Genomic DNA, 21920 nt, shown 5'->3' on the forward strand with positions numbered 1-21920 from the left:
GGAGCTGTGACATGACGTTGACCATCACCGGCGTGCGCGCCGTGGAAGTGCTCGACTCCCGCGGTCGGCCGACGCTGGCCGTCACGCTGAGCCTGCCGGACGGCAGCAGCGTGCACGCCGGGGTGCCGTCCGGCGCCTCCACCGGCAGCCGCGAGGCGGTCGAGCTGCGCGACGGCGACCCGGCGCGCTACGCCGGCAAGGGGGTGCTGCGCGCGGCGGGCAACGTCAACGGCGAACTCGCCGACCTGCTGTGCGGGCGCGAGTTCCCCGACCTGGCGGCCGTCGACCGGGCGATGATCGAGGCCGACGGTACGGACACCAAGGCCCGGCTGGGCGCCAACGCGATCGTGGGCGTGTCGATGGCCGCCGCCCGCGCGTTCGCCGCCGCGGCCGGGGTGCCGCTGTGGCGCTATCTCACCCCGGAGGGGGTGACGCCGCGGTTGCCCGTACCGCATTTCAACGTGGTCAACGGCGGTGCGCACGCCCCCAACCGGCTCGACTTCCAGGAGTTCATGATCGCCCCGGTGGGCGCGCCGAGCCTGGCCGAGGCGGTCCGGGCCGGCGCGGAGGTGTACGCCGCGCTGCGTCGCCGCCTCGCCGACAAGGGCTTCGCCACCGGCCTGGGTGACGAGGGCGGGTTCGCGCCCGAGATCGACGCCCCCGAGGACGTGCTGACCGCCCTGGTCGACGCGATCACCGACGCCGGCTACACCCCCGGCCGGGACGGCGTGGCCATCGCCCTGGACCCGGCGGCCAGCGAGTTCTACCGCGACGGCGGGTACCACGTCGCCGGCGAACGGCTGAGCAGCGACGACATGATCGCCCGGTACGAGGCGATCATCGAGCGCTATCCGGTGTGGAGCATCGAGGACGGCCTGGCCGAGGGCGACTGGGACGGCTGGATCCGGCTGACCGAACGCCTCGGCCAACGGCTCCAGATCGTCGGCGACGACCTGCTGGTCACCAACCCGGCCATCGTCACCGAGGCGATCGCCCGCCGGGCCGGGAACGCCGCCCTGATCAAGGTCAACCAGATCGGCACCATCACCGAGACCCTCGAGACGATGCGGCTGTGCCGCGACGCCGGCTGGGCGCAGATGGTGTCCCACCGGTCCGGGGAGACCGAGGACACGTTCATCGCCGACCTGGCCACCGGCACCGGCTGCGGCCAGCTCAAGACCGGCGCCCCGGCCCGCGGCGAGCGGGTCGCGAAGTACAACCGGCTCATCGAGATCGAGGCCGGCGACCGGATGGCGTACGGGCTGCGCTGAGCGTCGGCCGTCCCGACCCGCACGGCCGCGGCCGTGCGGGTCGCTCAGCCGGCCCCCTCCGCCGACCGGGACCGAGCCGCGCTGATCAGGAGTTCCTCGCCGACGCGCAGCGTCCGGTATCGATCCCCCAGGCGCCGGCCGAACTCGTTCATGGTCCACGGCGTGCTGTCGTGGCCCGACAGCGCCACAACGCGCGGGCCCCGGGCGGTGATCTCGTCGAGCACGTGCGCCACGTCGGCCTCGCCGATCGGCTGCCACGGCGGGTGGGGACTGCCGAGGATCGCCTGCGGCAGCAGCGGCGTGCCGACCGGGTGCACCGGCAGGTGCAGGCCGCCGACCACCGCACGGATCGGCACGTCCAGGACCAGCTCGGCGACGCCCAGCATCCGCTCGATCGGCGGGTGCCCGCAGCCCGAGATCAGCACCAGCCCGAACCCGCGCACGTTGACCAGCAAGGCCTGCTCGGCGACGGCGCCCAGCCAGAACAGCATCCGGGGCAGGGGTGGCAGCACGGCGACGCCCGGCGCCACCACGCGGGGCCCGGTGGTGGGCACCACTCGGGCGCGGTCGTGGTGCATGTCGGTGGGGACGTAGGCCGGCACCCCGGCGGGTTCCAGCGGCTCGCCGGCGAAGGCGAACGTGTGCCGGCGCATCGCGCCCACCCCGCCGACGTGGTCGGCGTGCCGATGCGAGATCACCACCGCGTCCAGGTCGCGCAGATCGACGTCGAGGTGGCCGGCGTTGCGGACCAGCGCCGACCGGTCCCGGCCGCCGGACAGGCCGACGTCGAACAACAGCCGGGTGCCGCCGGCCCGCACCAGGTACGACAGGCCGGGCTCGCCGACCAGCTCACCGCCGTCCCGGGTGAGCCGCTCCACCACGGGAAGAATCGACACCTCGTCGACCTCGCCCAGGTTCCGCAGGCGGGATTCCACCTGCACCGGCCAGGACCGGTCGGCGCGGGCCGTGCCGGCGGCGTACCGCAGGGCCAGAGCCGCCAGGCCCGCTCCGGTCACGGCGCCACCCACGGCGACACTTCTCCACGGCATCACACACCCCCGGCGCTACGCGGGCAGTCCACCGGGCAGCCGATGTCCGGTGACGGCCTGACGCTAGTCGCCGGCGCCGCCGGGAGGCAGGGCCCAACGGCCCTGGAAGTGACCGGCCCTGGCGATCGGCCCGCAGAATGGGGCCATGTCCGCCGACGAGTCGCCGCCGCCCGGATCGGCGGTGCCGCCCTGGCAACGGACGCTGGTGCGCCGGCTCGGCCCGGCCGTGTGCGGCGTCGCGCTCAACCAGATCGCCGACGTGGTGCCGTATCCGGCGGTCGCGGTGGCTGCGGCCGTGCTGGCAATCCTGTACGGCCTCAGCCGGCTCGACCGGACGGCACCGCTGGTGCGCGGGCTGCCCCGGGTGCTGCTGCGCGTCATCGCGGCCGGGGTGGTGGCGGCGATGCTGCTGCCGGCGTCCTGGACCGGCCCGGTGATCGCGGGCCTGACCGGGCTCATCGTCCTCGCCCTGCTGCTGACCCGGCGGCGCGGCGACGCCCTGGCCGCGCTGATCGGCATCAGCGTCTTCTCCTACGGCGTCGCCCTGGTGTTCAGCGCCACCCAGCTCAGATCGTCCATCGTGGTCACCGGCTTCCTGGCCGGCTGCGGCGTCCTGCTCGCGCTGGTGGGTCTCGGCGTGCTCAGCCACCCCGAACAGGTGATCCGTTCGAACGGCCTGAGCCTGGCGACGCTCGGCGGGCTCCGGCGGTGGGTCACCGACGGCGCCGGCTTCGGCGTGCTCGCCGCGCTCGGCGGCCTGACCCTGCTGGCGGGCCTCGGCGTGCTGACCACGGACGGCCGGGTGGCGGTCCGGGTGGCTGCGGCCGTCCTGCTCGTGGTGGCCGGCCTGGCGGTGATCGGCGCGGAGGTCGTCCTGTGGTTGCCGGAGCGGCACGGTCCGTTCTTCGGGGTGCTGCTGGCCCTCGCCGGCCTCGCGCTGACCGCGCTGGGCGGGCTGATCGGGTTCGCGGGGGCGGGACCGGATCTGGTCGCGGTGCCGATCCTGGGCACGTTCGGGCTGGCGCTGGCCGGCGGCGGGCTGTCCCTGCTCGACGACGCCGGGTCCCTGCGCCGGTGGCAGCGCCGGCTGAGGTGCCTGGTGCGGCCGGATCCGGACGCACGTGCGGCCGGCGGGCGGTCAATCAGCCCCGGTGAGTGAGGGGGACGGCCGGATGCCGCCCGAGCCGTCGCCGGCACGAGAAGCGGTTCCTCGTCCCGGCGACGGTGATGGGGTACGGGGTCAGGCGTCGGGGAAGGTGGCGATGAAGCCGGCCGGCACGTCGGTGTAGGCCTGGCTGGGCAGGGCCGCGTACTCGGCCGGGGTGAGGTGGTGCTTCCGGCCGGCGGTGATGGAGTAGATCGCCGTGCTCACCGGGTCCCGCAGCAGCGTGCCGTCCGTGGGCCGGGCGCCCAGCCGGGCCAGCAGGCCCGCGGGCACGTTCAGGCTGACCGGGCTGCCGAGGGCGGCGTACTCGGCGACGCCGAGGTGGTACTTCGCGCCGTTGACCACCTGGTAGATCGCCGTCGACACCGGGTCGCGGAGCACCAGCGAGCCGGCCGGCACGCTGGCGGTCACCGCGGTGACGAAGCCGTGCGGGACGTTGACCGCGGCCGGGCTGCCCAGCGCCGCGTACTCGGCCGGCGACAGGTGGTACTTGGCCCCGCCCACGATCTGGTAGATCGCCGTGTCGGTGATGTCGCGCAGGAACGAGTTGTCGGCCGGTACGACACCCAGGCGGTCGATGAAGCCGACCGGGACGTTGACCGCGGCCGGGCTGCCCAGCGCCGCGTACTCGGCCGGCGACAGGTGGTACTTGGCCCCGTTGACGGCCTGGTAGATGGCGCCGGTGGTGGCGTTGCGCAGGTAGCCGGCCGACGGCAGGGTCCGGGTGATCGACAGGATCAGGCCGTGCGGCACGTTCGTCGACGGCGCGCTGTCCAGGGCGCTGTACTCCGACGGGGACAGGTGGTACTTGGCCCCGCCGACGATCTGGTAGATGGCGCCGTCGGTGATGTCCCGGATGAAGCTGCCGTCGCGGGGCACGGTCGCGGTCCGGGCGATGAAGCCGGCCGGCACGTTGATCGCGGTCGGGCTGCCCATGGCGGCGTACTCGGCCGGGCTCAGGTGGTACCGGGCGCCGCCCACGATCTGGTAGATCGCGGTCGTGCCGGGGTCGCGCAGGAAGACGGAATCGGCCGGCACCGAGCCGGTCACCGTGTCGATGAAGCCGGCCGGCACGTTGGTCGCCGCGGGGCTGCCCAGGCCGGCGTACTCGGCCGGCCCGAGGTGGTACTTCGCGCCGGCGACGACCTGGTAGATCGCGGTGCTGGCGGGGTCGCGCAGGAAGGTGTTGTCGGCCGGGACGGCGCCGAGTCCGGCGACGAGCCGGTTGGGCACGTTGCGGGCCGGCGGCCCGCCCAGCGCCGCGTACTCGGCCGGGCTCAGGTGGTACTTCGCGCTGCCGGCGATCTCGTAGATCGCGCCGTCGTCGGCGGTCCGCACGAACGTGCCGTTGGCGATCACGCCGGGCATGGCGGCGAAGGTGCCGGCCGCCACCGCGGTGGCGGGCGGCGAGCCGAGCGCGGCGTACTCGGCCGGGGTCAGGTGGAACGGCGCGCCGCCGACCACCAGGCTGATCGCGCCGTTCGGCTCGCGCAGCACCGAGCTGTCCGGGCTGGCCGGCGGCGGCCCGTCGTCCGCGATGTTGTTGTACCGGATCGGCAGGTAGGTGGTGAGCTCGCTCCAGCCGTCCCGGCCGATCCGGCCGAAGTTGTCGGGGGCGTACGGGTTCTGCACCGTCTCGCCGGGGTTGTTGAACGAGTACACGAAGGCGCCGTCCTCGTGCCGGCCCTCGTTGACCCACTTGACGAACAGCTCGATGTGCCCGTCGCGCAGCACCGCGTCGCCCGCCCGCAGGTCGTGCAGGCTGGGCAGCTGGTGCTTGCCGCTCCAGCTCAGGAACGTCCTGGTGCTGCGCGAGTCGGGCAGGTGCCAGGCCATCGACACCAGGCCGGAGCAGTCGCGGCGATAGGTCCGGCCCTGCGGGTCGGGCGCCCAGGGGCCGGTCTGGGTGTAGGTGACGCCGCGGTCCACCCAGTACTGCGACCGCTGCAGCGTCTCCGAGCGGGTGACCGGGCCGCCGACGCTGGACGCGGCGACGGCGGCCTGCGCGCCGAAGACGGCCGCCACCGTCCCGCCGGCGGCGCCCACCATCAGGGCGGCGGAGAGTGCGGTGCTGGTCGTGAACGCACGGCGTAGCCTGCCGATTGACATGGTTTCCTCTCATCGGTGCTCGAGGTCTGGCCGGTTCCGGCGAGGCGCCTCGTAAACGCCTGGCTCCAAAAATGGAATCCTTGAAAACTTACGGCTCCATAGTGGCCAGACGATCGAGGGCTGTCAACGATTGATTCCAACAATCCGCGACGTGTAATCTGCGGTTGACGAAGGTAGGAGGGCCACTGACGGTGACTGGCGATTCGCACGCGCGCCGCACCTTCGCCGACCGCCTGGACGAGCTGTTCCGGACGGTCGTCACCAGCGAGGGACGCCTGTACAGCACGCGGGCCGCGGCCGCCGCGCTCGCGGAGCTGGGGTGTCCGGTGTCCCACACGCATGTCGGCAAGTTGCGCCGCGGCGAGGCGGACCCGCGGCGATCCGAGATGCAGGCGTTCGCCACGCTCTTCGGCGTCAGCCTGGCGTACTTCACCCAGGACGACGACGACAGCGAGGTCGACCGCCGGCTCGCCCGCGCCCTGGGCGACCCGGCGATCCAGGCGGTGGCGATGCGGATGGGCGAGGCCGAGATGTCCGCCGCCGGCAAGGCCGCGGTCGCCGCCATGGTGGAGCAGGTGGTGCTCCTGGAGCAGGCGGCGCGACAGCGGAACGCGCCCCCCGGCGGCTCCGGCAACCCGCCCGGGACGGGCGACTGACCGGCGGAACCACGCCAGCCGCACCACTCGCCCGGCATCCACACAGGACGATGTCGGTTAGGGTGGCGCGGTGAGGCCAGGCAGGTGATGCGGGTGCCGAGGTGGACCCCGCGGTCAGCGACCCGTCGCCGGCCGGACGGCTTCTCCGAGCTGGTCCGGCAGGCCCGGCAGGGTCTGACCGGGCTGGGCCTGCGCGGCCGGTTCACCGAGGACCGGCTGCACGAGAAGATGCAGGCGTACCGGGGACGGCCCGTGCACGTGATCGCCCAGCCCCTGCCGCCCGGTGGCCCGCACGGGCTGTGGGTCGCCGGACGCGACGCGGACTACGTCTTCTTCCCGGCGGCCGCGTCGCCGGTACGGCGGCATGTGATCGTCGGGCACGAGTACGGCCACATGCTGTTCGACGACCCCGCTCCCCCGCTCCCCGCCCCGGCCGACCCGACGGCCATGGACCCGGCCGAGCTGTCGGCCGCGGCCCGGCAGGCCCGCAGCTCGTACGAGGAACTCCCCGAGCGGCGGGCCGAGATCTTCGGAACCCTGGTCGCCCAGCGCATCACCGACTGGTCAAGGCCGCCCGCGCGCGGCACGGAGAGCGACGAGGCGGCCCTGCGGCGGCTGACCGGCCTGCTGGAAAGCACCGACGAGAATGGATGACGTCCTGCTCGCCGCGGGCGCCGCGACGGCCCTGATCTGCTTCGGCCTGACCGTCGGCCGGTTGTGGGATCTCGCCCGGCACCGCCACGACGGTCTGCGCCGGCTGCTCTGGTTGACGATCGCCATGGGCACCGTCGCCGTCTCGATGCAGCCGCTGAGCGCACGCGTGGACCAACTGCTGGGCCTGCTCGACGTCTGCCGCCTGGCCGGCAACCTGCTGGCCGTGGCCGTCGTCGCCACCGGCCAGGCGTTCCTGCTGCACACCCTCGACCCGGGCCCGGCGACGCGCCGCCGGGTCCGGGCCCAGTACGTGATCACCGCCGGGTGCTGGGCGACGATGATCGGGTCGTACGCCATGACGCCGGCGCCGTACCGCACGGCCGATCCCTTCGTCCGCAGCGGGGAGTACTACGCCTCGCTGCATCCGCCACCGGCCGCCTACCTGGCCGCCTACCTCTGCTTCATGCTCTGGTCGCTGCCCCGGGTGGGCCGGCTGTGCGCCCGCTACGCCACGGTGGCTCGGCGGCGCCCGGTGCAGATCGCCCTGCGGATGATCGCGGCCGGCTGTTTCCTCCACTTCGCCAACGTCGGCCTCAAGGTCGTCAACCTGGCGGTTCGCCATCAGCCGGCGGTCTCCTCGCTGCTCTACCGGCTCACCTTCCTCACCTACGCCGTCGCCGTGCTGGTGATGGTGGTCGGCGTGATGATCCTTTCCTGGGGGCGCCGGCTGCGACTGGACCAGGTGGCCGAACAGGTGGAGGCGTGGCGGGCCTGCCGGCGGCTGCAACCGCTGTGGCTGCTGGTGTCCGAAGTGGCCCCGCAGATCACCCTCGGGGACTGGCCGGTCCTGCGGGACCGCCTCGGAACCCTGGCCCGCGCCCGCATGCGGCTGATCAGAATGACCACGGAGATTCTCGACGGGTACGCGGTGGTGTGCCCGTGGACGAACCCGCGGGTGGCCGCCGAGGCGCGGGCCGCGTCGATCCGGCTCGGCCTGACCGGGGACCGGCTCGAGGCCGCCGTGGAAGCCCGCGTGGTGGCCGAGGCGGTGGCGGCGGTCCGGTCGGCCGCACCCGGCGGCGCCACGGTCGCCCTGCCGTCGGCCCGGGCGGCGCACGCCGGCGACGCCGGCACCGAGGTGGCCTGGCTGATCATGGTCGCCGCCCAGCTGCCCCGCCGGTCCGGCGGCGGTCACCGGGTCGCGCGGCGGGTCTGGCGGACCGCCTGACCCGGCGGGCGGTCCGGAACCACGGATCAGGCCGTCTCGGCCACCGCGCGCCACTGCTCCCAGGTGGCCAGCCGCTCCCGGTAGACCCGCTCGGCGACCGCGTACGGGAACGCGCCCAGGAACAACCGCAGCGGCGGCTCGGGCGCATCCACCAGCGCCAGGATGGCCCCGGCCGTGGCGGCGGGATCGTTGGGCGCCCGGCCCGCCGCCCCGGCCCGGCGCGCCTCCCGGATCGGCTCGTACGCGGCGATCGGCTCGGTGTGCACCGCCGACGCCCCGGACCAGTCGGTGCCGTACGGGCCCGGCTCGACGATCGTGACCTTGAGGCCCAGCGGCGCCACCTCCTGGGCCAGCGACTCGCTCAGCCCCTCCAGGGCCCACTTCGACGCGTGGTAGAGGCCCAGCGTCGGGAAGGCCGCGACGCCGCCGATGCTGGACACCTGCAGGATGTGGCCGGCGCCCCGGGCCCGCATGAGCGGCAGCACCGCCTGGGTCACCCACAGCGCCCCGAACAGGTTGGTCTCGAGCTGCGCGCGGGCCTGCTCCTCGGTGGCCTCCTCGACCATCCCGAACAGGCCGTAGCCGGCGTTGTTGACCGCGACGTCGAGGCCGCCGAGGTGCCCGGCCGCCCGCTGGACCGCCGCGAACACCGCCCGCCGGTCGGTGACGTCGAGGGCGAGCGGCAGGACGCTGTCGCCGTACGCGTCGATCAGGGGTTGAAGGTCTTCGGGGCGCCGGGCCGTGGCGGCCACGCGGTCCCCGCGGCCGAGGGCCGCCCGCGCCCAGACGTTGCCAAGACCGCGGGCCGCACCGGTGATGAACCATGTCGTCATGGCCTCCACGCTGACGCCGGCGCGCGGCGGTAGCCAGTACCGCGCCAGGGCTACCCTGCAGCGATGGCGGACGCCAACCTCCTCGGGGAGTTCCTGAAAGCGCGCCGGGCGCTGCTGCTGCCGGGAGACGTCGGGCTGGTCCCGTACGGGCGCAGACGCGTCGCCGGGCTGCGGCGCGACGAGCTCGCGCGGCTCGCCGGCGTGAGCACCCACTACCTGACGCGGCTGGAACAGGGCCGGGACCGGCGCCCGTCCCCGCAGGTCCTGGACGCGCTGGCCCGGGCGCTGCGGCTGGACGCGGACACCACCGCCCACCTGCACGCCCTGGCCCGGCCGGCCGGACCGGCGGCGCGGCGCCCGCTCGACCCGGCCGTCCAGCGGCTGCTCGACGACTGGGCGGGCACCCCCGCCTACGTCCGGGGACCCCGCCTCGACGTGCTGGCGAGCAACCGGCTGGCGACGGCGCTGTCCCCGATGTACGCCCCCGGGCACAACCTGGCGCACGACATGTTCCACGAGCCCGCCGTGCGCAAGCTCTTCCCGGACTGGGCGGACGTCGCGGCCCGGACCGTGGCGGCGTTGCGGGCCGGCGCCGACGCCGGCGACCCGGAGCTGATCTCGCTGGTCGGCGACCTGAGCGCCGACCCGGACTTCCGGCGCTGGTGGGCGCGGCACGACGCGCGGCCGTCCCGGGACGAGACCAAACACTTCCACCATCCGGTCGTCGGCCCGCTCACCCTGCGCCGCCAGGCCCTGGCCGTGGCGGGCGCCGAGGAACAAGTGATCATCGCGTATCAGGCGGAACCCGGCAGCCTGTCCGCGGCCGCGCTCGCCCGGCTGGCCGCCCTGGCCGGACATCGCATTTAGCGGCCGGGCTCACAACGGCAGCACGGCCACCGTGGGGTCGCCGTCGACGCAGGTCACCGTCATCCGGATGCGGCTCTTGGCCTTCTTGAAGACGATCTCCGCCGCCGGTGCCGGCCCCTCGTCGACCTTCTGCACCTCGTACCGGTCCGCCGCGGTCCAGGAGATCAGCTCCGCCTGGCCGGCGGTGTCGCAGCGCGCCTCGACGCTGCCGCCGCGGGAGGTGAACGTCCGCGCGGTGGCGGTCGGCTCCGCGCTGGTCGGTTCGGCCGTCGGCGTCGGCTCCGGCCCGGGCGCGGAGGCACGCGGGGACTCGGCGGCCGGGGCGGAGGCCGTCCCCACCGCCGATGGGGCCGCGGACGGCGCCGCCCGGGTCGGTTCGGGGGCCCCGGCCGCCGGCCGGGTCGCCGTCGCCGCAGGGCCGGGGGGAGCCGCACCGGTTCCGACCCGCCCGGAGACCGACGGCGTCGGCGGCGCCGCGGCCTCCGATTCTCTCCCGGCCCCGCCGGGCAGCAACGTCCACAGCAGGGCCACCGAGGCGACAGCCGCCGCGACACAGCCGAGAATCAGCCGCCCGCCGGGCCGCCGCGGGACGGCGACACCGGGCGGCGGCTCGGCCCCCGCCCCGGTCCCGGCCGCCTGCCGCAGCACGCCGGCCGCCTGCGCGGCACTCGGCCGCTCGGCCGGGTCCTTCCGCAGGCATCGGTTGACCAGGTCGGTGACCGGCGGCGGCACGGACTCCAGCGGGGGCAGCGGCGCCGGCTCCACGTACACGTGCGCGCTGAGCATCTGGGTCGTGGTGTCCACGGCGAACGGGGACTCGCCGGCCAGGAGCCGGTACATCAGCACGCCCAGGGCGTACACGTCGGAGGCGGGCTCCACCGGGCCGCCGGTCAGCCGCTCCGGCGCCAGGTAGGCGGGGGTGCCGAACACCTCGTCGTCGGGGTCGGCCGGACCGGCGGCCGCGGCCAGGCCGAAGTCGACCACCTTCGCGCCGTCCCCGGTGACCATGACGTTGCCCGGCTTGATGTCGCGGTGCACCAGCCCGTCGGCATGGGCCGCGGCGAGGGCGGCCGCCACCTGGGCGCCGACCCGGAAGATCTCGGCGGGCGGGATCGGCCCGTCCTTCATCCGCTGCTGCAGCGTGACCCCGTGGACCAGCTCCATGACCACGTACGGCACGCGCCGGCCGTCCTCCTCGGACTCGCCGAAGTCGTAGACCTGGGCGATGGCCGGGTGCGACAGGGTCGCGGCGGCGCGGGCCTCGTCCCGGATCCGGGCCCGCGACTGCGGGTTCCCGGCGTACCGCCCGGCGAGCACCTTGACCGCGACGGCGCGGCCGAGCACCTCGTCCCGGCCCCGCCAGACGACCGCCATGCCACCCCGGCCGAGCTCGTCCACCAGCGTGTACCGGCCGCCGAGCATCTGCTGCTGCACCTCCACCCGAGGCAGTCTGCCGGTAACGAGCCGGTTCCGCACCGTACGCCACCGGGGAATGCGGCTCATCTTCGCGCGTGGCGGCGACAGAGCGCTCAAATCGGAAAGTGAGCGGCCCGTCACGGGGAGATCTTGCAGATGGGGAGAAAAGGCCGTCACTCCGCCGTGGGCGCCGGGTGCTGCATCCACCACTCCGTGAACTGCCGGGCCTGACCGAGATTGTCCAGCCGCAGCACCCACATGTTGCTGAACGTGCGGGCCGGTGCGCGGTAGACCGTCGTGGCCTCGATGACCGCCAGATCCTCGGTGACGATCAGCGGATGCCACTCGAAGGTGGTGCCGCCCGGCTCGTCCCGCCGGCGCAGCCACTGGGCCACGATCTCGTCCCGGCCGAGCCAGGGCTTGGCGTACGGCTCCGTGAAGTACGCCGCGTCGTCGGCGAACAGCCCGCCGATGTGCTCGGGATCGTTGGACTCCCAGGCGCGCCGGTAGTTGTGCACCCAGGCGGTGACAGCGTCGAGGCTGCTCATCGTCTCCCCTTCCGCGCGGACCGCGCCCGTCAGCGTACCCACGGGGTGTCGTCAGTAGGTGGCGATCTCGACCAGGTTGGCGTCGGGGTCGCGGACGTAGACGCTGCGGATCCGCCCTTGCGCCCCGGTGCGGGTGACCGGCCCCTCGATGATCGGCACCCGGTGCTCGGCCAGCGCGGCCACCACCTCGTCGAGCGGGGTGCGGGTGATCAGGCAGACGTCCACGCTGCCCGGGGTCGGGCTCGCCGCCCGGGGCTCGAACTCGTGCCCGGCCTCGTGCAGGTTGAACTTCTGCGTGCCGAAGTGCAGCGCCCAGCGCACCGGATCGGCGCCGAAGGGCTCGGCCCGCAGACCGAGCACGCCGGCGTAGAAGGCAACCGTCCGCTCGATCGACGCCACGGTCAGGACCAGGTGGTCGAGGCCGGTGATCTCCACCGGGCTCATGCGTAGACCGCCTGCCGGAAGTCGGTGAGCGCGCCGCTCCACAGGAAGTCGCTGACCTGGGTCATCGCGATGGCGGTGAGGTCCTGGTGCGGGTCGTTGAACCAGGTCGTGCCGGAACCGCCGGACCAGCCGTACTGCCCGGCGTGGGTGACCGGGGGCGACGGCGTCAGGGTCACGCCCATGCCGAAGCCCCAGCCGCTGCCGTCGAGCAGCACCCCGCCGGTGGCGATCTGTTCCGGGGTCAGCCGGTTGGTGGTCATCAGCTCGACGGACTGCTCCGACAGCAGGCGGGTGCCGCCGTGCACGCCGCGGCGCAGCAGCATGCGCACGAACGTGTGGAACTCGTCGACCGTGGACACCAGCCCGCCCGCGCCGGACGGGAACACCGGCGGCCGGCTCCACACCTCGGGCGGCGAGGCCGTCTGCTCGGTCAGCTCACCCGACGCGGGATCGGTCTGGTAGCACGCCGGCAGTTGGGCGGCGCGCTCGGCCGGCAGCCGGAAACCCGTCTCGGCCATGCCCAGCGGGGCGAACAGCCGCTCGCGCATCAGCTCGCCCAGCGGCTGCCGGGCCGCCCGGGCGAGCAGCACGCCCAGGATCAGCGAGCCGACGTTGTACTGCCAGCGCTCGCCGGGCTGATACATCAGCGGCAGCGTGGCGAAATGGCGGATCCACTCGTCGGGGTCGTGCGGCGTGCGCGGGTCGGGCGCGCCCAGCACGAGCCGGAGCCGCGCCGCCGCCTCGACGACCGGGAACGGCGGGTCGAACGTCGGCTCGATGAGCGTGCCGAAACCGTTGCGGAAGGTCAGCAGATCCTCCACCGTGACCGGCCGGCGCGCCGGGACGGTCTCGTCCAGCGGGCCGTCGACGCGGGCCAGCACCCGCTGGCCGGCCAGCTCGGGCAGCAGCCGGTGGACCGGCTCCTCGAGGTCGATGATGTCGTCCTCGACCAGGATCATCGTGACCGCCGCGAGCACCGGCTTGGTCAGCGAGGCGATCCGGAAGATGGTGTCGCGGCGCATCGGCACACCGCCGCGGAACGCGGTGTCGCCGATCGCCTCGACCCGGACGTCGTCACCGCGCGCGACGAGCGTGACGATGCCGGGGAACTCGCCCCGCCCGACGCGCGCCGCCATCGCCTCTCGCACCTTGGAGGTCTGCATGACCACCACCCTGCCACCCGGGACCGACAAAAATCAGAACCCGGCGAGCACCGTCTTGCCGATCGCCGAGCCGCGCTCGACGATGCCGTGGGCCCGGCGCAGGTTCTCGGCGTTGATGCCGTCGATCCGCTCGGTCAGCGTGGTGTGCAGCACACCCTTGTCGACCAGCGCGGCGGCCTCACGCAGGATGTCGTGCTGCGCGGCGCTGGCCGGGTCGTACAGCGCGCGGGTGAACATCAGCTCCCAGTGCCACGCGATGCTCTTCGCCTTCAGCGGCCGCAGGTCCAGGCCGTCCGGCTCGTCGATCGCCACCACCGCGCCGTACGGGCGCAGCAGCCGGGCGAACGTGTCGACCATTCCCGCCGAGTGCGGGGAGAAGACGTAGTCGACGCCGTCCGGCAGGGCCGCGGTCAGGTCGCCGTGGTGGTCGACCACCCGGTGCGCGCCGCGGTCGAGGACGTACTGCTGCGACTCGGGGCGCGACGCGGTGCCGACGACCTCCAGCCCGGTGAGCCGGCGGGCCAGCTGGACCAGGATGGAGCCGACGCCGCCGGCCGCGCCGAGCACGAGCAGGGTGCCGGTGCTGGCGGCGGTGAGCCGGAGCCGGTCGAAGAGGGCCTCCCAGGCGGTGAGCGTGGTCAGCGGCAGGGCGGCGGCCTGCGCGAAGTCCAGCGTCGCCGGCTTGGGACCGGTGATCCGCTCGTCGACCAGGTGGAACTGGGCGTCGGTGCCGGAACGCGCGATCGAGCCCGCGTACCAGACCTCGTCGCCGGGCCGGAAGAGCGTGACGGCGTCGCCCACCGCGACCACGACGCCGGCCGCGTCGTACCCGAGGATCTTGGGCGTGCCGCCCGGGTCGGTGCCCGCCCGGACCTTGGTGTCGACCGGATTGACCGAGACGGCCTCGACCCGGACCAGCAGGTCGTGGGGGCCCGGGACGGGCACCGGCAGCTCGAGGTCGAGCAGGCTCGACGGGTCGGAGATCGGAAGATTGCGGCGGTAGCCCACCGCATGCATGAGTTCAGCCATGTCAGTGACGCTATGCCAGAGACCCTAGTTACCGTCAACGGACACTGGTATCCGATGGGAACTATGATGGGCCGATGGTGACCACCTCCTGCGGCAAGCCGCACGACGTCTACGCGGCCGCGTGCCCGTGCCGCGACATGCTGGACCTGCTGGCCAACAAGTGGAGCGCGCTGGCCCTGGGCGCGCTCGAGGACGGCCCACGCCGCTTCGGGGCCATCCGCACGCGGCTGGAGGGGGTGAGCCCGAAGGTGCTCACCGCCACCCTGCGCCGGCTGGAGGAGCACGGTCTGGTCGACCGCACGGTCTACCCGGCGGTGCCGCTGCACGTCGAATACTCGCTGACCGAGCTGGGCCGGGACGCCTGCGAGCCGCTGGCGCTGCTGCGCCACTGGGTGGTCGACAACATCGACCGGTTCCCCGGCCCGGCGGTTCTGTCGGACCCGGCCGCTAGCGTCCGGGCGTGACCAACCAATGGCGGCACCTGCCCGCTCCCGCCCGGCCGATCGCCGCGGCCACCGACGCCGCGGTCACGGCCGCGCGTGAGCACGACGCCGAGGCGCTGACCTCGGCGGTGGACGAGCTGGCCGGTCAGGATCAGGCCCAGGCGGGCCTGATCCTGGGCACGACGGTACGGCTGCTGCTCGAGCTGACCCATCCCGACGGCCTCGACGGCGACGACATCCGCGGGGTGCTGGAGCAGAGCGTCCGGGCGGCGGCCGCGTGGCAGCCGGAGGTGGATCCGCACGTGGTGCTGGTGCTGCTCGCGGGCGCGCTCGGCGTGCACGACGACGAGGAGCCGGCGGTGCGCCCGGACGCCCTGGCCCGGCACTCGGCGCTGCTGATCGCGCACCTGCTGGGCCCGCGGGAGCTGCCGGAGCTGCTGGCGCTGGCGCTCGGCGAGATCGAGCGGGCCCAGCTGAACGACTGACCGGCGGCGGCCGGCGCGGCCCGGTCACCGGGATCTTCCCCCTGGCGCGGGCGGCGGTCGTCGTGCCGATGATCGTGCGGCCCGACGCCACGACGGACGGCCCGGCTGCGCCGCGGTCGCGGCCCGGACCGGCGTGGAGATGTATCGATGAGCGCCACGGGTCGTTGAACCTTCCGGCGGCGGTACCTCGCCGACGCCGGAAGTCCGCTCGACAGGAGCCCGCCATGGCCAAGCAACGACCGGTCCCGCCCGGAGGCAGGAAGCCGGCGAACGCCCGGGAACGACAGGCCACCCCGGTACGTCCCCAGACCGCGCCCGCGCCGCCGGGCCCCCGTCGGCCGACGGCCGGGGACCCGACGGACCCTCGCCCCATCGCGGCCCCCTTCATGCAGCCCGGGGCGGCCGGCTACGAGGCGGCTCCCCCGCCCCACGCGCCGGTCACTGCGGCTCACGGGATGGCGACGGTTCCCGGCCGACAGCCGGAACCGGCCCATGACAACCCGGGCGCGCAGCCCGCCCGGGCCGCGCAGCCCTCCGTAGCCGCGCAGCCCTCCGTAGCCGCGCAGCCCTCCGTCGCCGCGCAGCCCTCCGTCGCCGCGCAACGGGACACCGCCGAGCAGCCCGAGGTTCCCGAGCAGCCCGGTGCCGTCGAGCCCGGTACCGTCGAGATATTCGCTGACGCCGGGCCGGACGCCGTCGAGGTGGACGCCGCGGAGCCCACCGCCGAGCTCACCGCGGAGCTGCCCGCCGAGCGGGACATCCCCAGCGCGGTCGGCCCGCCCCACGACCAGCCGTTCGTCCGGACCTCCGGCCGTCCGATGCCCGGCCCGCGCCGCCTGCCGTCCCCGGAGGACACGGCCGGCCCCGGCGGCCGCCGGCCGGAGACCGCCGGTGTCGCCAAGGTGCCGGTCCGCCCGCTGCTGCCCGGGCTGCAACTGCACCCCACCGTGCACGTCGACGACATGGCCGCCGCTGTCGCCTTCTACGAGAAGCTCGGCGGGGAGATCAACCACGGCGACCGGCACGGCGACTGGGTGCTGATGCAGGTCGGCACCGCCCAGATCGGCCTGGTCACCCGCCCGCCGGACGCCTCGCGCGGGGAGAGCACCGTCGAGCTCAACTTCACCGCCACGATGCCCCTGGAACGCCTCGAGCGGATGCTGCGCGAGCGGGGCGTCACCGTGGTCGGGATGGCCGCGGACCGGGACCTCGGGGTGCGGCTGCACGTAGAGACCCCGGAGGGCATGCCGATCAAGATTCATCAGGTGGAGCCGGAGCTCCTGGTCTGACGCGCGGCCGGGCTCAGCGAACCGCCGGAGCCGGCCCGCCGGACGGGGCTCCGGCGTCCGCCTGGGACAGAGCCCACCCGCAGATCGCCGCCAGCGGCTGCTCCAGCGTGCGGCCCAGCGGCGTGAGGGCGTACTCCACGTGCTGCGGCGGTTCCTGTTTCAGGACCCGCCGCTGCACCAGGCCGTCCGCCGCCATGGCGCGCAGCGTCTCGGTGAGCACCTTCTGCGTGAGCCCCGGCAGCCGCCGGCGCAGCTCGGCCGGGCGTTGCGGCCCGGCCAGCAGCGCGTAGATCAACAGGACCCGCCACTTCGCCGCCAGCCGCTCGAGGGCCTGCCGGGTCGCGCAACTCTCCTGCAGCACGTCCGGGATCACCAGCGTCATCGTCCGCACCCCCGAGCCGGATGGGCACCGCGAGGTGCCTTCTGGGCAACCACCCGCGCAGAGCCTAGCGTCGGGGCGTGGACGACATCCGTACCGAAGAAGTGACCTTCACCGCCGACGGCCTCACGCTGCGCGGCACCCTGCGCGTGCCGGCCGGCGCGGACGGCAGCGCGGTGGCGCTGACCGGGCCCTTCACCGGCGTCCGGGAGCAGGTCACCGGCCTCTACGCCGACCGGCTGGCCCGCGCGGGGCTGATCACGCTGGCCTTCGACCACCGCGGTTTCGGCGCCAGCGAGGGCCGGCGCGGCCACGAGGACACCCAGGGGAAGCTGGCCGACCTGCGGTCGGCGGTGACGCTGCTGCGCGACCGCTCCGAAGTGGATCCGGACCGGGTCGGCCTGGTCGGCATCTGCCTGGGCGGCGGGTACGCGGTCACCGCCGCCGCCACCGATCCCCGGGTCCGCGCGGTCGCCGGGATCGCCGGCGCCTACAACAGCCCGGCCTTCTTCGCCGGCGACCCGGCCGGCTACCGCGCCGCCCTGCGCGGCTTCATCGACTCCTACGACGACCACCTGCCGGCCGTGGCGCCGGACGGCGGCGCGGCCGCGATGGCCGGCGACGAGCCCTTCGCCTACTACGGCACCGCCCGGTCCGCCGCCGCCACCTGGGAGAACAGGGTGACCCGGGGTTCGCTGCACGCGCTGCTGACCTTCGACGCACTCGGCCGGGCCGCCCTGCTCGCCGAGACGCCGCTGCTGATCGTGCACGGTCGCCGCGACGACTACTGCAGCCCCGAGCTGGCCACCCGGATGTACGACCGGACCCCGGGCGACAAGGAGATCGTCTGGCTGGACGCCGGCGAGCACATCGACCTGTACGACCAGGAGCCCTACGTCAGCCAGGCGGTGGCGGCGACGGCCGGCTTCCTGCGCCGAACGCTGCGCGGTGCCGGCGTGACGGCACGGCCAGCCGCAGGATGAGCAGCCCGGCCAGCGCCCCGGCGGTGTTGGCGATCAGGTCGTTGACGTCGACGGTGCGGCGGCTGCCCAGCGTGATCCCCAGCACGAACTGGGTCGCCTCGATGGCCAGGCTCGCCGTGACGGCCACCCCCGCGAGCCGCCGGTACGCGTCCAGCCCCGGCCGCAGCAGCGGGAGCAGCACCCCCAGCGGCACGAACATGATCACGTTGAGCACGAAGCTGGGCGCGTCGACCTCGCCCGGGATCCAGCGCAGCACCGTCCACCACGGCTCGCCGGTCCAGTAGCCCGGCGGCCGTACCCGGATCGGGAAGATCGTGACGGCGACGACGCCGAGGGCGTACAGGACCAGGATCGTGACCGTGAGCCGTCGCACCATGATCTGTCAACGGTAGGCGACCGGCGGCGCTCAGGCCCCACGCGGCGCGTACATGATCACTGCCACCCCGGCCAGGCACAGCAGCGCGCCGGTCACGTCCCAGCGGTCCGGCCGGAAACCGTCGACCAGCATTCCCCAGGCGAGTGACCCGGCGACGAAGACGCCGCCGTACGCGGCGAGGATCCGGCCGAAGTCGGCGTCGGGCTGCAGGGTGGCGACGAAGCCGTACGCGCCCAGAGCGAGCACGCCGGCGCCGGCGAACCACAGGCCGCGGTGCTCGCGCACCCCCTGCCACACCAGCCACGCCCCGCCGATCTCCGCGAGCGCGGCGAGCAGGAACAGGGCGACGGAACGCAGCACGGACATGTGCTGCATTCCAGCAGAGCGGCGGGATCAGCTGGGGCGCAGGCCCACCGAGGTGCGCGGCGACGGCGGCTCGGCGCAGCCGAGCAGGCCGACCAGGCCGGAGATCCAGAGCTGCCGGTAGACCGTCGGGCTCGGGTGGCTCACCACGAGCTTGACGCCGCTGGCGGCGGCGGTGTGGAAGCAGGCCACCAGGATGCCGATGCCGATGCTGTCGATCAGCATCACCCGTTGGAGGTCGAGATCGATCTTCCCGGGCGTGGAGGTGGTGAGCACGTCGTTGACCGCGTCGCGCATCACGTGCGCGTTGTCGAGGTCGATCTCGCCGCTGGGCGCGATCTCGACGGTGCCGTCGGCCAACTGGCGAGTGGTGATCGGCAGATACACAGCTGCCCTCTTCCTGGGCGTCGTGCGGGCGACGCCACCTCCGCGCGGGGGTCTCTGCGCTGACCAGCTGCGCAGCTCGGCGCCTCACCCGGGCGCCGACCGGTTACCGCGTCCAACAACAGTCCGCTGGTCTGCAAGTTACGCCAGGTAGGCGCGGAACGCCAGAGTAGTTCATCCGGCTGGAATGTGCGGGATCGGTCACGCAACGGCGCGCGCGTCGGCAACCACCTGGCAGCAGTGATCCAACTCGGACCCGAGGTCATCAGTTGACCACCATCCGGCCGCTCGTGACGCGCGCCGCACCCGATCCGGGCGCGGCCCTACTCGCCGGGGTCGTGGCGGGGGCGGTGGCGCGGCAGCTGCTCTATCCGGGGCGCGCCGGCGCCCTGACCGAGCAGGTCCCCGCGCGGCGGCACCCAGTCCCGCCAGGGCCCGAGACGCGGCGGCACCGCGGTGGCCGCCCCGTCGCCGGAGCCCTGCAGGGCGCGGAGATACTCCAGCACCCGGGCCGCGGAGATGCTGCCCTCCAGAGCCATGTGCAGCAGCGTGCGGGTGTCGTCGTCGGACAGGGGCTCCCGGCCGCGCAGCAACGCGACGAGCCCCGCCAGCATCTGGACGACCTCGCTCGCGTCCCGCTCGGCGTCCGGCAGGCTGCTCACCTCTGAACATCCCAGCGATCGATCATCTGTCACGTTCCCCTCGCGCCACGTGCCGCGAGTCGCCGCCGGCGGCCCACGCACCGAGCGGTCCCCGCCGGAACACTCATACACGTGCCAACGCAGAAATGTATTCGGCTCGCTACACACCGTCCATCCGATGCGCGCGGCGGTTGTCCGAATCACGCTCGCTTGGAGGCGGAAGGGCATGATCGTCCCTTTTATGAGGGCAGGACGGCCCTGGATGAGGCGGCGCGCCCCGGGGTAGGACAGGATCGATGGACGCAGGTACCCACCATGGAGGAGCCATGACCGACGAGAACCGCCCGCCGCTGGAGGAGAGCCCGGAGGTGGCGGACGCCATCGAGGACGACGTGGCCGTGAGCGCCTTCGTCACCGGCGGCGGGCCGGACGCCGAGAACCCGGTGTTCCTGTCGCCGGGCGAGCAGCCGAGGCTGCGCACCGGGGCGGAACAGCCGTGGGAGCCGGTCGATTTGGCCGTGGCCAAGGGCTGGGACCCGACGCCGGAGAACATCGAGCGGGCCCGCCGGGAGCTGGAGCGCGACGGCGCCGCGGCCATCGAGCGCACCGTCCCCTGACCCGGCGGCCCGCGCGGCGCGGCGCCGGCTCATTCCACCGTCGCGGTGACGGTGTGCCAGCCGGTCGCGCCGTCCGGGAACGGGGTGGCCCGCTGCTCGACCTGCACGGCGCCGGTGCCGTCGGTCGCCCGCACCGAGAGGGTGTGCAGGCCGGCGGTGGCGGCCCAGTCGTAGCGCCACTGCACCCAGGTGTCCGTGGACGGGGCCGGCAGCAGCTCGGCCTTGGCCCAGGCCCGGTCGTCCACGCGTACCTCGACCGAGGTGATGCCGCGGCCCTGCGCCCAGGCGACCCCGGCCACGGTGAGCCGGCCCGCCGCCAGCTTGGCGAACGGCGCCGGGCGGTCGATGCGCGACGCCGTCTTGACCGGGCCGCGGGCGCCCCAGCCCCGGCGCACCCAGTACGCGTCGAAGTCGGCGAAGGTGGTCAGCTCGATCTCCGTCAGCCACTTGCAGGCGCCGGCGTAGCCGTACAGGCCGGGGGTCAGCATCCGGACCGGGAAGCCGTGCACCAGCGGCAACGGCTCGCCGTTCATCCCGACGCAGAGCATCGCGTCGCGGCCGTCGAGCACCGTCGCCACCGGCGTCCCGATGGTCATGCCCTCGACCGAGCGGGCCACCAGCTGGTCGGCGCCGGGGTCGACGCCGAGCTCCCGCAGCAGCGGGGCGAGCGGCACCCCGAGCCAGCGGGCCGTGCCGATGTACGGCCCACCCACCTCGTTGGACACGCAGTTGAGGGTGACGTCCCGCTCGATCAGCGGCCGGCGCAGCAGGTCGTCGAAGGAGAGTTCGACCTCCCGCCCGACCATGCCGTGGATCCGCAGCCGCCAGGCGCCGAGGTCGACGCTCGGCACGGTCAGCGCGGTGTCCACGCGGTAGAAATCGGCGTTGGGGGTCACGAAGCCGGGCGCGGTGCCGGCGGGCAGCGGCTTGGCCGGGTCGGCGGCCGCGGGCAGCGCGACCGCGTCGCGTGATCTGGTCGCCGCGCCGCCGCGCACCCGCTTGACCGCCTCGGCGGCGCCACCGGCGACGACGGCGCCCCCGGCCACCAGGGCCGCGGTGCGCAGGAAGGCGCGCCGGTCGAAGGCTGTGGCGGTGGGCCGGTAGGAGCGGCGGAGCAGGAACAACAGGGTGCCGCCGGCGATCGCGGCGCCCACGATGGACGGTACGACGTCGTAGGCGACGGCGGCCGGCCGCAGGGCCGCGGCGGCCGCACCGGCCAGGCCGAAGAGGGCGGCGCCGGCGACGGCGACCCAGCGACGCCGGACGCTGAGGATGCCGACGACGGCGGTGAACACGACCAGCGCCAGGCCGATCGTGGCGAGCAGGACGGGCTTGTCGTTCGTGCCCAGGGTCCGTACCGCGAACTCCTTGAGCGGGGCCGGCGCCGCGTCGATCACCGCGCCCCCGACGGCGATCAGGGGCCCGGCCTGGGGCCGGGTCGCGGCCGCGAGCACCTCCGCGAGGGCGACCCCGAAGGCGGCCGAGAGCACACCGATGAGGGCGGGCGGGACGATTCGACGCATGACGG

Annotated in this window: 25 protein-coding genes; 11 read left to right on the top strand and 14 right to left on the bottom strand. The window is 74.3% G+C overall.

The features are described 5' to 3' along the window. The first annotated feature begins 11 nt into the window (after nt 1-11). Nucleotides 12-1271 (top strand): phosphopyruvate hydratase, encoded by a 1260-nt coding sequence (eno, locus tag Ani05nite_RS34670; protein WP_203775457.1) that lies wholly within the window; start codon nt 12-14, stop codon nt 1269-1271. A 44-nt stretch (nt 1272-1315) separates the two neighbouring features. Here the strand turns inward: eno and Ani05nite_RS34675 are convergent, their stop codons facing one another. Next, nucleotides 1316-2287 (bottom strand): MBL fold metallo-hydrolase, encoded by a 972-nt coding sequence (locus tag Ani05nite_RS34675; protein WP_203775459.1) that lies wholly within the window; start codon nt 2285-2287, stop codon nt 1316-1318. A 178-nt stretch (nt 2288-2465) separates the two neighbouring features. On the opposite strand from Ani05nite_RS34675, the gene Ani05nite_RS34680 reads away from it, so the two are divergent. Then, nucleotides 2466-3479: a hypothetical protein gene (locus Ani05nite_RS34680; RefSeq protein ID WP_203775461.1), complete on the top strand. Its 1014-nt coding sequence runs from the start codon at nt 2466-2468 to the stop codon at nt 3477-3479. Nucleotides 3480-3560: 81 nt separating this feature from the next. Here Ani05nite_RS34680 and Ani05nite_RS34685 read toward each other — a convergent pair whose 3' ends face one another. Continuing rightward, nucleotides 3561-5594, bottom strand: a complete 2034-nt coding sequence (locus Ani05nite_RS34685; RefSeq protein WP_203775463.1) for a hypothetical protein — start codon at nt 5592-5594, stop codon at nt 3561-3563. 191 nt (nt 5595-5785) lie between these two features. On the opposite strand from Ani05nite_RS34685, the gene Ani05nite_RS34690 reads away from it, so the two are divergent. From Ani05nite_RS34690 to Ani05nite_RS34700, 3 genes are all read left to right on the top strand, one after another. Continuing rightward, a complete protein-coding gene (locus tag Ani05nite_RS34690) occupies nt 5786-6250 on the top strand; it encodes a hypothetical protein (RefSeq protein WP_203775465.1) in 465 nt (154 codons plus the stop codon). A 93-nt stretch (nt 6251-6343) separates the two neighbouring features. Beyond that, on the top strand, nt 6344-6904 hold the full coding sequence (locus tag Ani05nite_RS34695; RefSeq protein WP_203775466.1) for a hypothetical protein: 561 nt from the start codon (nt 6344-6346) through the stop codon (nt 6902-6904). Continuing rightward, entirely contained in the window at nt 6897-8132 is a 1236-nt protein-coding gene (locus Ani05nite_RS34700) for an MAB_1171c family putative transporter (protein ID WP_203775468.1), read from the top strand. Before Ani05nite_RS34695 ends, Ani05nite_RS34700 begins: the two co-directional genes overlap by 8 nt. A 26-nt stretch (nt 8133-8158) precedes the next feature. Here Ani05nite_RS34700 and Ani05nite_RS34705 read toward each other — a convergent pair whose 3' ends face one another. Beyond that, a complete protein-coding gene (locus Ani05nite_RS34705; RefSeq protein WP_203775470.1) occupies nt 8159-8965 on the bottom strand; it encodes an SDR family NAD(P)-dependent oxidoreductase in 807 nt (268 codons plus the stop codon). Between the two features lie 63 nt (nt 8966-9028). On the opposite strand from Ani05nite_RS34705, the gene Ani05nite_RS34710 reads away from it, so the two are divergent. Then, nucleotides 9029-9832 carry a helix-turn-helix domain-containing protein gene (locus Ani05nite_RS34710; RefSeq protein ID WP_203775472.1) on the top strand — a complete coding sequence of 268 codons (804 nt, stop codon included), beginning with the start codon at nt 9029-9031 and terminating at the stop codon, nt 9830-9832. Nucleotides 9833-9841: 9 nt separating this feature from the next. On the opposite strand, the gene Ani05nite_RS34715 is transcribed toward Ani05nite_RS34710, so the two are convergent. The 5 genes from Ani05nite_RS34715 to Ani05nite_RS34735 all read right to left on the bottom strand — a co-directional run bounded on the left by Ani05nite_RS34715 (nt 9842) and on the right by Ani05nite_RS34735 (nt 14432). Next, on the bottom strand, nt 9842-11272 hold the full coding sequence (locus Ani05nite_RS34715; protein ID WP_239130943.1) for a serine/threonine-protein kinase: 1431 nt from the start codon (nt 11270-11272) through the stop codon (nt 9842-9844). A gap of 149 nt (nt 11273-11421) precedes the next feature. Beyond that, nucleotides 11422-11796 carry a nuclear transport factor 2 family protein gene (locus Ani05nite_RS34720; RefSeq protein ID WP_203775476.1) on the bottom strand — a complete coding sequence of 125 codons (375 nt, stop codon included), beginning with the start codon at nt 11794-11796 and terminating at the stop codon, nt 11422-11424. A 51-nt stretch (nt 11797-11847) separates the two neighbouring features. Continuing rightward, entirely contained in the window at nt 11848-12240 is a 393-nt protein-coding gene (locus tag Ani05nite_RS34725; RefSeq protein WP_239130945.1) for a VOC family protein, read from the bottom strand. Further along, a complete protein-coding gene (locus tag Ani05nite_RS34730) occupies nt 12237-13403 on the bottom strand; it encodes a serine hydrolase domain-containing protein (protein WP_203775478.1) in 1167 nt (388 codons plus the stop codon). Before Ani05nite_RS34730 ends, Ani05nite_RS34725 begins: the two co-directional genes overlap by 4 nt. 33 nt (nt 13404-13436) lie before the next feature. Continuing rightward, complete coding sequence (locus Ani05nite_RS34735; RefSeq protein WP_239130947.1) at nt 13437-14432, bottom strand: zinc-binding alcohol dehydrogenase family protein; 996 nt, start codon at nt 14430-14432, stop codon at nt 13437-13439. 74 nt (nt 14433-14506) lie between these two features. Between Ani05nite_RS34735 and Ani05nite_RS34740 the strand changes: the two genes are divergently transcribed. The 3 genes from Ani05nite_RS34740 (at nt 14507) to Ani05nite_RS34750 (ending at nt 16649) form a co-directional block, all read left to right on the top strand. Then, entirely contained in the window at nt 14507-14896 is a 390-nt protein-coding gene (locus Ani05nite_RS34740; protein WP_203775480.1) for a winged helix-turn-helix transcriptional regulator, read from the top strand. Next, nucleotides 14893-15360 carry a hypothetical protein gene (locus tag Ani05nite_RS34745; protein WP_203775481.1) on the top strand — a complete coding sequence of 156 codons (468 nt, stop codon included), beginning with the start codon at nt 14893-14895 and terminating at the stop codon, nt 15358-15360. Before Ani05nite_RS34740 ends, Ani05nite_RS34745 begins: the two co-directional genes overlap by 4 nt. 455 nt (nt 15361-15815) lie before the next feature. Next, nucleotides 15816-16649, top strand: a complete 834-nt coding sequence (locus tag Ani05nite_RS34750) for a VOC family protein (RefSeq protein ID WP_203775483.1) — start codon at nt 15816-15818, stop codon at nt 16647-16649. 13 nt (nt 16650-16662) lie between these two features. On the opposite strand, the gene Ani05nite_RS34755 is transcribed toward Ani05nite_RS34750, so the two are convergent. Next, the gene (locus Ani05nite_RS34755) at nt 16663-17031 is read right to left on the bottom strand and encodes a winged helix-turn-helix transcriptional regulator (RefSeq protein ID WP_203775486.1); all 369 of its coding nucleotides are present in this window, start codon (nt 17029-17031) and stop codon (nt 16663-16665) included. Between the two features lie 77 nt (nt 17032-17108). Here Ani05nite_RS34755 and Ani05nite_RS34760 point away from each other — a divergent pair, with 77 nt between their 5' ends. Next, nucleotides 17109-18011 carry an alpha/beta hydrolase gene (locus Ani05nite_RS34760; RefSeq protein ID WP_239130949.1) on the top strand — a complete coding sequence of 301 codons (903 nt, stop codon included), beginning with the start codon at nt 17109-17111 and terminating at the stop codon, nt 18009-18011. On the opposite strand, the gene Ani05nite_RS34765 is transcribed toward Ani05nite_RS34760, so the two are convergent. The 4 genes from Ani05nite_RS34765 to Ani05nite_RS34780 all read right to left on the bottom strand — a co-directional run bounded on the left by Ani05nite_RS34765 (nt 17926) and on the right by Ani05nite_RS34780 (nt 19796). Continuing rightward, entirely contained in the window at nt 17926-18387 is a 462-nt protein-coding gene (locus Ani05nite_RS34765) for a VanZ family protein (protein WP_203775488.1), read from the bottom strand. The genes Ani05nite_RS34760 and Ani05nite_RS34765 overlap by 86 nt on opposite strands. Nucleotides 18388-18417: 30 nt before the next feature. Then, the gene (locus tag Ani05nite_RS34770; RefSeq protein ID WP_203775490.1) at nt 18418-18753 is read right to left on the bottom strand and encodes a YnfA family protein; all 336 of its coding nucleotides are present in this window, start codon (nt 18751-18753) and stop codon (nt 18418-18420) included. A 27-nt stretch (nt 18754-18780) separates the two neighbouring features. Then, the gene (locus tag Ani05nite_RS34775; RefSeq protein WP_203775492.1) at nt 18781-19137 is read right to left on the bottom strand and encodes an STAS domain-containing protein; all 357 of its coding nucleotides are present in this window, start codon (nt 19135-19137) and stop codon (nt 18781-18783) included. A 320-nt stretch (nt 19138-19457) separates the two neighbouring features. Continuing rightward, entirely contained in the window at nt 19458-19796 is a 339-nt protein-coding gene (locus Ani05nite_RS34780; RefSeq protein ID WP_203775494.1) for a hypothetical protein, read from the bottom strand. Nucleotides 19797-20101: 305 nt separating this feature from the next. Here Ani05nite_RS34780 and Ani05nite_RS34785 point away from each other — a divergent pair, with 305 nt between their 5' ends. After that, nucleotides 20102-20392 (top strand): hypothetical protein, encoded by a 291-nt coding sequence (locus tag Ani05nite_RS34785; protein WP_203775496.1) that lies wholly within the window; start codon nt 20102-20104, stop codon nt 20390-20392. A gap of 29 nt (nt 20393-20421) precedes the next feature. Here the strand turns inward: Ani05nite_RS34785 and Ani05nite_RS34790 are convergent, their stop codons facing one another. Then, nucleotides 20422-21915: a molybdopterin-dependent oxidoreductase gene (locus Ani05nite_RS34790; RefSeq protein WP_203775499.1), complete on the bottom strand. Its 1494-nt coding sequence runs from the start codon at nt 21913-21915 to the stop codon at nt 20422-20424. Nucleotides 21916-21920: the final 5 nt, after the last annotated feature.

This window comes from Actinoplanes nipponensis, assembly GCF_016862275.1.
In the GTDB taxonomy this organism is placed as follows: Bacteria; Actinomycetota; Actinomycetes; order Mycobacteriales; family Micromonosporaceae; genus Actinoplanes; species Actinoplanes nipponensis.

Excerpts from the sequence above, each read along its gene's own strand:
- Ani05nite_RS34770 (WP_203775490.1), bottom strand. The coding sequence starts at position 18,753 with ATGTCCGTGCTGCGTTCCGTCGCCCTGTTCCTGCTCGCCGCGCTCGCG.
- Ani05nite_RS34725 (WP_239130945.1), bottom strand. The coding sequence starts at position 12,240 with ATGAGCCCGGTGGAGATCACCGGCCTCGACCACCTGGTCCTGACCGTG.
- Ani05nite_RS34785 (WP_203775496.1), top strand. The coding sequence starts at position 20,102 with ATGACCGACGAGAACCGCCCGCCGCTGGAGGAGAGCCCGGAGGTGGCG.
- Ani05nite_RS34710 (WP_203775472.1), top strand. The coding sequence starts at position 9,029 with ATGGCGGACGCCAACCTCCTCGGGGAGTTCCTGAAAGCGCGCCGGGCG.
- Ani05nite_RS34730 (WP_203775478.1), bottom strand. The coding sequence starts at position 13,403 with ATGCAGACCTCCAAGGTGCGAGAGGCGATGGCGGCGCGCGTCGGGCGG.
- Ani05nite_RS34735 (WP_239130947.1), bottom strand. The coding sequence starts at position 14,432 with ATGGCTGAACTCATGCATGCGGTGGGCTACCGCCGCAATCTTCCGATC.
- eno (WP_203775457.1), top strand. The coding sequence starts at position 12 with ATGACGTTGACCATCACCGGCGTGCGCGCCGTGGAAGTGCTCGACTCC.
- Ani05nite_RS34680 (WP_203775461.1), top strand. The coding sequence starts at position 2,466 with ATGTCCGCCGACGAGTCGCCGCCGCCCGGATCGGCGGTGCCGCCCTGG.
- Ani05nite_RS34700 (WP_203775468.1), top strand. The coding sequence starts at position 6,897 with ATGGATGACGTCCTGCTCGCCGCGGGCGCCGCGACGGCCCTGATCTGC.
- Ani05nite_RS34755 (WP_203775486.1), bottom strand. The coding sequence starts at position 17,031 with ATGACGCTGGTGATCCCGGACGTGCTGCAGGAGAGTTGCGCGACCCGG.
- Ani05nite_RS34750 (WP_203775483.1), top strand. The coding sequence starts at position 15,816 with ATGGCGACGGTTCCCGGCCGACAGCCGGAACCGGCCCATGACAACCCG.
- Ani05nite_RS34720 (WP_203775476.1), bottom strand. The coding sequence starts at position 11,796 with ATGAGCAGCCTCGACGCTGTCACCGCCTGGGTGCACAACTACCGGCGC.
- Ani05nite_RS34685 (WP_203775463.1), bottom strand. The coding sequence starts at position 5,594 with ATGTCAATCGGCAGGCTACGCCGTGCGTTCACGACCAGCACCGCACTC.
- Ani05nite_RS34740 (WP_203775480.1), top strand. The coding sequence starts at position 14,507 with ATGGTGACCACCTCCTGCGGCAAGCCGCACGACGTCTACGCGGCCGCG.
- Ani05nite_RS34790 (WP_203775499.1), bottom strand. The coding sequence starts at position 21,915 with ATGCGTCGAATCGTCCCGCCCGCCCTCATCGGTGTGCTCTCGGCCGCC.
- Ani05nite_RS34765 (WP_203775488.1), bottom strand. The coding sequence starts at position 18,387 with ATGGTGCGACGGCTCACGGTCACGATCCTGGTCCTGTACGCCCTCGGC.
- Ani05nite_RS34705 (WP_203775470.1), bottom strand. The coding sequence starts at position 8,965 with ATGACGACATGGTTCATCACCGGTGCGGCCCGCGGTCTTGGCAACGTC.